The organism is Lysinibacillus sp. UGB7 (assembly GCF_049058285.1).
GTDB lineage: Bacteria > Bacillota > Bacilli > Bacillales_A > Planococcaceae > Lysinibacillus > Lysinibacillus sphaericus_B.
The window spans coordinates 1-8,449 of record NZ_JBMGUV010000064.1 but is presented as its reverse complement, the minus strand read 5'-3'; the positions used below and the strand labels follow the sequence as shown (position 1 = coordinate 8,449).

The 8,449-nt window shown below is 32.4% G+C and carries 6 protein-coding genes and 1 pseudogene; all 7 read left to right on the top strand.

From position 1 onward, the window contains the following. Positions 1–673 (top strand): annotated as a pseudogene (locus ACOMCU_RS27605) (hypothetical protein); the annotation flags it as partial. A gap of 465 nt (positions 674–1,138) precedes the next feature. Next, complete coding sequence (locus ACOMCU_RS27600; protein WP_421052235.1) at positions 1,139–1,360, top strand: hypothetical protein; 222 nt, start codon at positions 1,139–1,141, stop codon at positions 1,358–1,360. 967 nt (positions 1,361–2,327) lie between these two features. Next, the gene (locus tag ACOMCU_RS27595) at positions 2,328–3,467 is read left to right on the top strand and encodes a DNA cytosine methyltransferase (protein ID WP_421052234.1); all 1,140 of its coding nucleotides are present in this window, start codon (positions 2,328–2,330) and stop codon (positions 3,465–3,467) included. A gap of 134 nt (positions 3,468–3,601) precedes the next feature. Further along, positions 3,602–4,024, top strand: coding sequence for a hypothetical protein (locus tag ACOMCU_RS27590; RefSeq protein WP_421052233.1), 423 nt, complete (start codon positions 3,602–3,604; stop codon positions 4,022–4,024). Beyond that, positions 4,017–4,394, top strand: a complete 378-nt coding sequence (locus ACOMCU_RS27585; RefSeq protein WP_421052232.1) for a hypothetical protein — start codon at positions 4,017–4,019, stop codon at positions 4,392–4,394. Before ACOMCU_RS27590 ends, ACOMCU_RS27585 begins: the two co-directional genes overlap by 8 nt. 89 nt (positions 4,395–4,483) lie before the next feature. Beyond that, the gene (locus ACOMCU_RS27580; protein ID WP_421052231.1) at positions 4,484–5,374 is read left to right on the top strand and encodes a hypothetical protein; all 891 of its coding nucleotides are present in this window, start codon (positions 4,484–4,486) and stop codon (positions 5,372–5,374) included. 53 nt (positions 5,375–5,427) lie between these two features. Then, positions 5,428–8,424, top strand: a complete 2,997-nt coding sequence (locus ACOMCU_RS27575) for an N-6 DNA methylase (RefSeq protein ID WP_421052230.1) — start codon at positions 5,428–5,430, stop codon at positions 8,422–8,424. Positions 8,425–8,449 lie beyond the last annotated feature (25 nt).

The following is an 8,449-nucleotide window of genomic DNA, read 5'->3' as shown; positions in this document are numbered from 1 at the left end:
ATACGACATTATAGATCAATATAATTCAAACTTGAAAACCCCATTGAACAATAGAGAAGTTTTAAATTTAATTAAAAGTGCCTATTCAGGAAAATATCAGGGTGCCAGTAAAGCATATATAAACAGTTTTTATGATTTATACTGTGATGGAAACACTATGAAAAAATATAGTAAAAGTAGATATTGGTATAAACATAAAAAAGCTCGAGAGGATCGTCAACGTGTGCATTTTGAAGAATGGGAAATAGACCTAATTCGTTTTATTGAAGACACACAGAGGGAGTCAGAGGATGATAAAGATATATTTATTACAAGTACACAAGCTAAAATCTGTGAATCTATTAATATACCATCAAGTACGTTAAATGTTGTTTTGAAGAAAACAACCAAAATAATAAAGCGTGTTCTAGGAAAAGGACGAAATGCTAAAACCGAGTGGACAACGTTAGCATTGCTTATTAAACGTGCATTAAAACTCAAGCAAAAAGAAGGGGAAGTGTATAGAGTATATATTAAATATTTACAGGGTCTATTAATTAAAGGAAAAACCCTTAAAAATGGGGCGTACCATATTTGTGTACGCTTATTAGACTTGCTTTCAGCCGAATCAATTGATCGGCATGAAATCATATTAAATAAAGCAATGGTAGAAATTAAAAGAGACACAGGATAACTGCAGGTAAATTTAATACTCCACTCTGCCAATAACATATATCTAGTTACACCTTTCGTATTTTCTGCTGCATTCTAATTAACAATTTATTACATTGAATTTAGGTATTTCTATGCTAGAATATAGCTAGTTATTGAATTATGAAACTTGTTTAAATCCCACCAGCGGTGAGCAGATTAAGAACAATTTGAAGTCATTTGAGATACATTTCCCCATATTATTTTTGTGAGTAGGAAATGTTGATGAAGTTATTTTTTTGGTGCAGGTATCTATGCGTATTTTTCCTATTTATTAGGTGAAATGCGTTTTTTTTATGGAATGAAAAAGGGGGAAGTTTACTGTAAAACTAAGGTTAAAATGAATATTTCAAAATATTAAAAGGTTGTTTTTGAGTCGTTTATCGACTTAAAGGCAGCCTTTTTTATTTTGGCCATTTTTAAAAATTATAGGAATGAGGAATGTAAAATGAAAAAATTAAAAGGAATCTTAATAGCAATTACCATGACATTAATGGGGTTTTTTATCGCAACTATAGAGGAGACTGAAGCTAAGCAAAAAGATGAAAATCAATATGTTAAAACTGGAGAAGTAATAAATTTATTAAAGGAAATCGAAGTAATTGTTTCTGAAGATGTTTCAAGTAATTCTAAGTTAACTGGCCAAGTTGATTTTGATAAAAACATTTAACACGCGCTCAAATGGCTAAAGTGTTATTGAATACATTGACAAAAGCAGAACTATTCTAAGCTAGAAAAAGGTTGTCTACTAATGTAATGTAGACAACCTCTCTTTTAATATTACCTTTCGTCCAAAAATGAGAATGATAAATAATTATAAAATCTAAGGAAAGGATAAATACTATAAGTCAAAATTCTAGGAATGAATTGTGGAGTCAGTTTTCCAAATATGCAGTGGTAAAATCTGAGCATCTTAGGAAACAACACTTAATTAAACAATTCGGTATAAATGAAAAGGAATGTGATAATATACTATCTTTAAAAGATGGAGAGAGCTATATTGTATTCGATAATGTGTTATTAGATGTAAACTGGACTAGGAAAATTTGAAGGAAGACCATTGTTTGTATGGTTGACGCTTAATTTCTTATATGTTAAATTAAATAAATATTTGATTTAATGACTATTATGCTCAACCAAACGGTAGAGCAATTTCTAAACACTTTCTTAATGAGTGTTCTAACGATTCTTTTTAGGGATTCGTCTGAACTTTTATTTGAGAAAGTGTTTTTTTGTCGTTCTCAAATATTAAATTTAACGGATATTTCAACTTTTATATCCGAACCTTGAATGAACTTTTAAAGGCAACCGCTTTTATTTCTAATAATCCACAAGGATTTTTATAAGAAATATTTATTTGTTCGTTCAAGAGAAAATGAAAAGGGGGAGTGAAATGTATCTTCAAAATGCAGTCATGCCTTTAGAGTCCTGCTAAAGCAGGTTTTAAGTAGTCGTTGATTACTTTCTCTTAGTGACGCAAGAGACAACGGGGTACGGAAATGCTTTGTTGAAGTAAAAAGATAAGTGAGGAGTAAACTGACCATTTTTAGAGTCAGTTGAGGAAGTTCGTCACTTTCAACACACGATTTATTCTTATCCTTTTTCGTTTGTGAAAACAACCGAAAAGGGTTAAGGCAATGACTGAAAACTTATCAGTTAAAGAAGTATTTACGTTATTAGTAGAAAATGAGTTACAAACAAAGAAAGACGTAACACCATTAGTACCGGCATACCATGCGGAGAAGGTTAGCATGGTATCTCTCTTCTGTGGTGCTGGAGGATTTGAAGTAGGATTTGAATGGGCCGGCATTGAAGCGGTTCTAAGTAGAAGAATCGACATCCATGATAAGAATTTATTTGATTCTTTACGTGGCAGGAGCTTATTTAAGACAGTGTATGCTCTAGACTTTTTTTATGAGGCTCTAGAGACATATGCTAAATACTTTACAGAAACAACAATTCAGTGTGCGAACATAAGGCATCTACAATCATTTCCTATTGCGGATATATATTCTTTTGGTTTTCCGTGCCCAGGTTTTAGTTCAGCTGGACCAAGGAATTTAAAAGATGAGAGAAATTATCTTTATGTACATTGCTGCAGGGCATTACAAGAGGCACAACCTAGCTTTTTTATTGCAGAAAATGTACCTGGTATGCTTACTCTTCAAAAAGGGGAAGTATTTGCTCAAATTGAGCAGGATTTTAAAGATTGTGGCTATCGAACTTACACGAAAGTTGTTAATGCACGTGACTATGGTGTAGCTCAATTAAGGGAACGAGTAATAATCGTCGGTGTTCGTAATGATATTCCATTTCAATATGTTTTTCCACGCGAAACGCATGGGGGCAATGGTTTACCATATGTAACACTAAAAGAGTGTATAGGAGAACTAAATGATAATTCAAACCTGTACTATGAGGGTTCTTACTCAAGTCAGTATATGTCTCGTAATAGAAAAAAAGATTGGGATGACCAATCTTTTACAATACAAGCCTCAGCTCGACAGGCTCCTATGCATCCTAGTGGACTTCCAATGAAACGAATTAACGGTTCAAAATGGGAATTCGAAGGTGATCATAATAGACGTTTATCAGTCAGAGAAGCGGCTCGTATTCAATCTTTCCCTGATTGGTATGAATTTTCACAAGGGAAAAGAAATAGCTCTCATAATACACTTTTGGAAAGACAATTTAAACAAATAGGAAATGCAGTTCCACCCCTCTTAGCAAAGGTTATTATTCAGCCAATAGCTAACTATTTCTTATCTAAAAGATAATTTTATATTTTTCGGAAAATTATGAAAAAAGTTTAATTTATTCTGTCGTGGTGCATATTATACTTAAAGGGATATTTTTGTTCAATTATTTGTACAAAAATATCCAACATTGTATGATAAGGAGGAAATACACAATGGCAGAAGAAAAGAAGGTGAAAAAAATGTTAGAGTTAAAGGATAAAAAAACTAATATTAATATCACAGAGTTAAAAGAAGAACTTCCCAAAGGAAACCGAATTGCTATTTCCAATTTAAGAAATACAAAGATGTGGCAACCTTTAATTGAGCAATTTCACACAGTCGAAGTTGTTTCTGGTGAAGATACTGTAGCACAATTGAATCGACCGGACCTAATACCTTCATTAATTGAAGAGATAAATTCCTTAAAAGATCAATACGAAGAATTATTACGTGAAAATGAAAAATTAAGAATGGATCATCTTTATGGCCAACGTGTAAAAGAAATGGTTCCTGTCAGTGGAAAAGAACTTACTACAAAAGCTATTAATGAATTAGATGAGCTTATAGAAACGTGGGGCTCAGATATAAATGATTAGTCGTGATTTGATGGTTGCAGCAATTAATGACATTGCTGCCATAAATGGAATAGAAATGGATCCTCAACACTTAGCTTTAGATGTATTTGCTTTAGCTCAAGTGTTTAGTGATAAAGAAGAATTCAAGGAAGTAATTGTGTCTGTAATAATGGCTATCAAAGATATTTTTAAAGATGGTGAAATTGGTGACGATTTACAATTTAGACTAAAAGGGTTTAAATCGTACCATTTCTCAAGTCCCTATCCAGAAAAGCCTGGAGATGAGGATATGAGAGTAGTGTATCCAGAAATTAAAAACACTATTATTTTAGCATTTGGACATAGATATATTCCTTTTGATTTTTATAAACGTTTAAAAACACGAGTTTAATAATCGTTTTAAGAGATTGCCTATTTAATAGACAATCTCTTTTATTTTTATAGGTAACTAGAAGCAAAATTTAGGAGTGATTGATTTAAATGTCAAAATACGCAGGTCAATTATTACTTTTTGGGTTAGACGATAATGACCCAAATGAAACAGTATATGAAGCGCCAAAGTTAACTTTACTAGATAAGTTCAACGCTATAGATATATCTGTAGACCAAAGAATTAGTGAGCATGAAGTGGAATTTTGTAAAAGACAAGAAATGATTTTTTATGAAACTAGAGATATGTTAAAGAAATACCTTGATGAAATGACAATCCTATACGATAAGTATAGTGAAAAAAATAACGATATCGATAGAGCAGAGGGTTTCTTATGTAACCATGAAGATCTAAATAAGGTTAAAAGTAGGTTGGCCTCAATTTACAAAGAATTTGTTTATAGAATCACGAATTTTTTCGAAAGAAGGCACAAGGTATCTTTGTCCTACACAAATATCGAAGAAAAAAATGATGAAAATTCTATATCATTTTCAGTAATTTTAGAGGAAATCTTTGAACAACTAGGTGGTCTGTCGTTTAAAGACAAGGCAGTTGAAGAAATCAAGGCAGCTAGCAGAAATATTATCTACAACAAAAATAATCTTCAAATCACCAAAAGTAAGCTAGCATTAATTGACTGTATATGGTGGGATTCATATTGTTCAGATGACAGGAAAGAGATTAGTTATGATGACAAACGGGTTAAACCACTCTTTTTAGCATTGTCCCATTTTATTTATGGAACAGTAGAGATGCATTGGTCTTTGAGTAGTATTTATCAAGAACTGCGTAAAGGGTCTAAGGAATACGATATTTTCTCAAAATATGAACTTGGCGTAAATTATTTAGAGTCAATCAAGATATTTAAAAACGGGAAGATTGAATTAGTCTTTAGTGACCATGAAAATGCTGAAATATTTAAAAATGAATATTTATATTAATCGTTAAAACGAAGAAGTTTAGGCTTCTTCGTTTTTATTTATGGAGGTTTATGATGAAATATCAAAATACAAATCAACTAATACCACAAGGCCAAAGAAAGGCACTTAATGATAAAATTTTATACCTTATCGATAATAACGAGACAAATAAATTTAATATAACGCATGAAGATATTTTTAACGCTTATACGGGTGATGGCGGGCTTCATGAGTTAGAATTTAATAGTTTTAATTCGTATCATGCTTTTTCAGAGGCCAAAAAGGAAATTGAAAATGGACAATTTTTCACACCAGCGGTACTTTCACAATTTTTAGTTGAGTGTATTAGACCGACTGATTTTGATCTTGTTATTGACCTAACTTCAGGGATGGGAAGTTTCTTTAACTTTCTACCAAATGAGTTAAATGTTTATGGCAATGAAATTGATTTAAAAGCCTTCAAAGTGGCTCGCTTCTTATATAGTAAAGCAACACTAACTAACCAGGATATTAGATATTTTAAAAGCGAAGTGCAATTTGACATTGTATTAGGGAACCCACCATTTAATCTGCAATGGAAAGTTGGAGAAAATAAATACTTGTCTCAATTGTATTATTGCATGAAGTCTTATGAGTTATTAAAAGCAGGAGGGCTAATGGGATTAATTGTGCCAAAGAGTTTTCTTGCAGATGACTTTTCGGATGGTGGAATGATAAATGAAATCAATAATATGTTTTATTTTATTGGCCAAGTTAGTGTTTCTGATGATGCATTTGCTTCTTTAGGCGTTGCAAAATATCCTACGAAGATTATGCTATTCCAAAAGAAAAGTGAACATCTTCCGATTCGTCCGTATCAGCACGATGTTTTTTTGCCATATACCGATGCAACTGACATCTACGAAAAAGTAATGAAACCAGTAAAAGAGCAACTTAAAGAAGTACGAGTAAAAATCGGTTTGGAGAATCGCCACAAAGGTAATTCAGAGTATGAGTTTAAGAAAAATAAGCTGTTGTTTGATATTAAAAGGCACCCAAGACTCCTAAAGAATTATGCTAATTGTGTGGCATACGCTGAACGATTGAACACCCAAGAAAAGCCTAAAGATATGGATGATAAAGAGTGGCAACAAAAAAAGGTAACTGAAAATAAGGTTTTAAGTTATCTACGTCAAACTCTAAAGAAACAGCACAAGGTTGAAGAAACGCGGCCAATTACAGTAGTTAAAACTAAAGTGGGATTAAAATATAAAGCATATACAGCCAAGGATCGAAAACAACTAAAGGCTAGAAATCTACCTTCAGTTTTATTTGGTACTATAAAGTATCCATTTGCTGAGCAAACGTATCGAAAATTGTTTGATGAAAAAAGAAGAGCTCATGAACAACAAGAAGTCCCATTTAGCAGCGTTAAGCCACATGTAAGTATTGTTGAGTGGTTAAATGAGCTTATTATTAATGACCTATCTAACGGCGAGGAAATACGCTTAAATGAGATACAAAAAGAGGATACTGCAAAAATGCTTATGAAGCGGTATGGTTATCTTCAATGGGGAACGGGTGCAGGTAAGAGTGTTTCAGCTGTAGCCCAAATGAAATATCGTTTAGAAAAGAAACAAATCCATAATGCGTTTATAGTTGCTCCAGCTATCGCGATTAATAACAACTGGGATGATATATTAGGGAATTATGGGTTCGATTATATCCGAATTTTTAAACTGAATGATATTAATAAAATTCAAAGAGGCCAAATTGTTATTCTTACTTTCGGGATGCTCATTAAATATGAAAAACACCTTAAGCGTTTTATGAAGCTACAATCCCAAAAGATAATGCTTCTTTTAGACGAGGCTGATGCAATTAGTAACCCAACATCAAAGCGAACAAAGGCTACGTTAAATGTGTTTAGACGAGTGAAAATCAAACAACTCATGAGTGCAACAAGTACAAGGAATAGCATACCAGAGAGCTTCACAGCCTTTGAATTACTCTATAACAATTCAAGACATATGCTATCCTTAAGCCCTACAATTACTGTAGAAGACCGCAAAACAGGGGAATTAAAAGAAAGTGCGAATCCTTATTTAAGGATTGCATTTCCACCTTACAAAAAAGGGCACACTCATTTTAAAAGATCATTCTCTCCTGAACGAGCTACCGTTTTTGGTATTGGTAAGTTAAATCAAGATATATATAATACGTCATTTTTAAATGATTTAATTAATAAGTCAATGATTACTCGTACTTTTGAAGAAGTATCTGGAAAGGATATATATAAACTAATTCAAAATACTGTAAAGTTTAATACGATGGAACATGAATTATACAGAATTGTGGTTCAGGAGTTCTACAAATTAACATATTTATTCAATACAACTGGCAATACTAGAAAGGACTCAATGCTAAGAATTATCCAGCAGTTAAATAGTTTATTGAAGGCTTGTGTGAACCCTCAAGAGTTCAAGGAGTATAAAACGCAGCAGATACCTTCAAAAGCCGTGAGAACGCTAGAAATGATTAAAAATTGGGATGATGATTATGTTGTAATTGGGTGTACTCATATAAAGACTGTAGAGTATTATCATTCTTTCATAAAAGAAGCTTTCCCTGATAGAAGGATCTTTGTTATTACTGGAGATAAGGTTTCACTAAACCGTCGAAAGTCGATAATTAAAGAACTGAAAATGTCTAAACGTGGAATATTGATTTGTACGCAGCAATCTTTATCTAGTAGTATGAACATAGACTTTGTTAACCGCATCGTTCTTATTGAAATGCTTTGGAACTATCCATCAATGCATCAGTTTTTTGCTAGGTTTATTCGGTATACCTCTAAGGAACAAAAAGAAGTACATTTTGTAACGGTTGAGAACAGTATCGAATCCAATATGCTGCAGTTAATAATTGCGAAGGAAAAACTAAATAATTTTATGAAAAATGAAACGATAGATGAACAAGAAATCTTAGATAAATTCGGTATAGATTTTGACTTAATCAAAATGTTACTTTCCAAGGAAAAGGACTCTGAAGGGAAATCCTATATTAAATGGGGACAACAATTGATTGTTTAGAAAAAAAAGTTTTGCAATGGAAAGG

Excerpts from the sequence above, each read along its gene's own strand:
- ACOMCU_RS27585 (WP_421052232.1), top strand. The coding sequence starts at position 4,017 with ATGATTAGTCGTGATTTGATGGTTGCAGCAATTAATGACATTGCTGCC.
- ACOMCU_RS27575 (WP_421052230.1), top strand. The coding sequence starts at position 5,428 with ATGAAATATCAAAATACAAATCAACTAATACCACAAGGCCAAAGAAAG.
- ACOMCU_RS27600 (WP_421052235.1), top strand. The coding sequence starts at position 1,139 with ATGAAAAAATTAAAAGGAATCTTAATAGCAATTACCATGACATTAATG.
- ACOMCU_RS27580 (WP_421052231.1), top strand. The coding sequence starts at position 4,484 with ATGTCAAAATACGCAGGTCAATTATTACTTTTTGGGTTAGACGATAAT.
- ACOMCU_RS27595 (WP_421052234.1), top strand. The coding sequence starts at position 2,328 with ATGACTGAAAACTTATCAGTTAAAGAAGTATTTACGTTATTAGTAGAA.
- ACOMCU_RS27590 (WP_421052233.1), top strand. The coding sequence starts at position 3,602 with ATGGCAGAAGAAAAGAAGGTGAAAAAAATGTTAGAGTTAAAGGATAAA.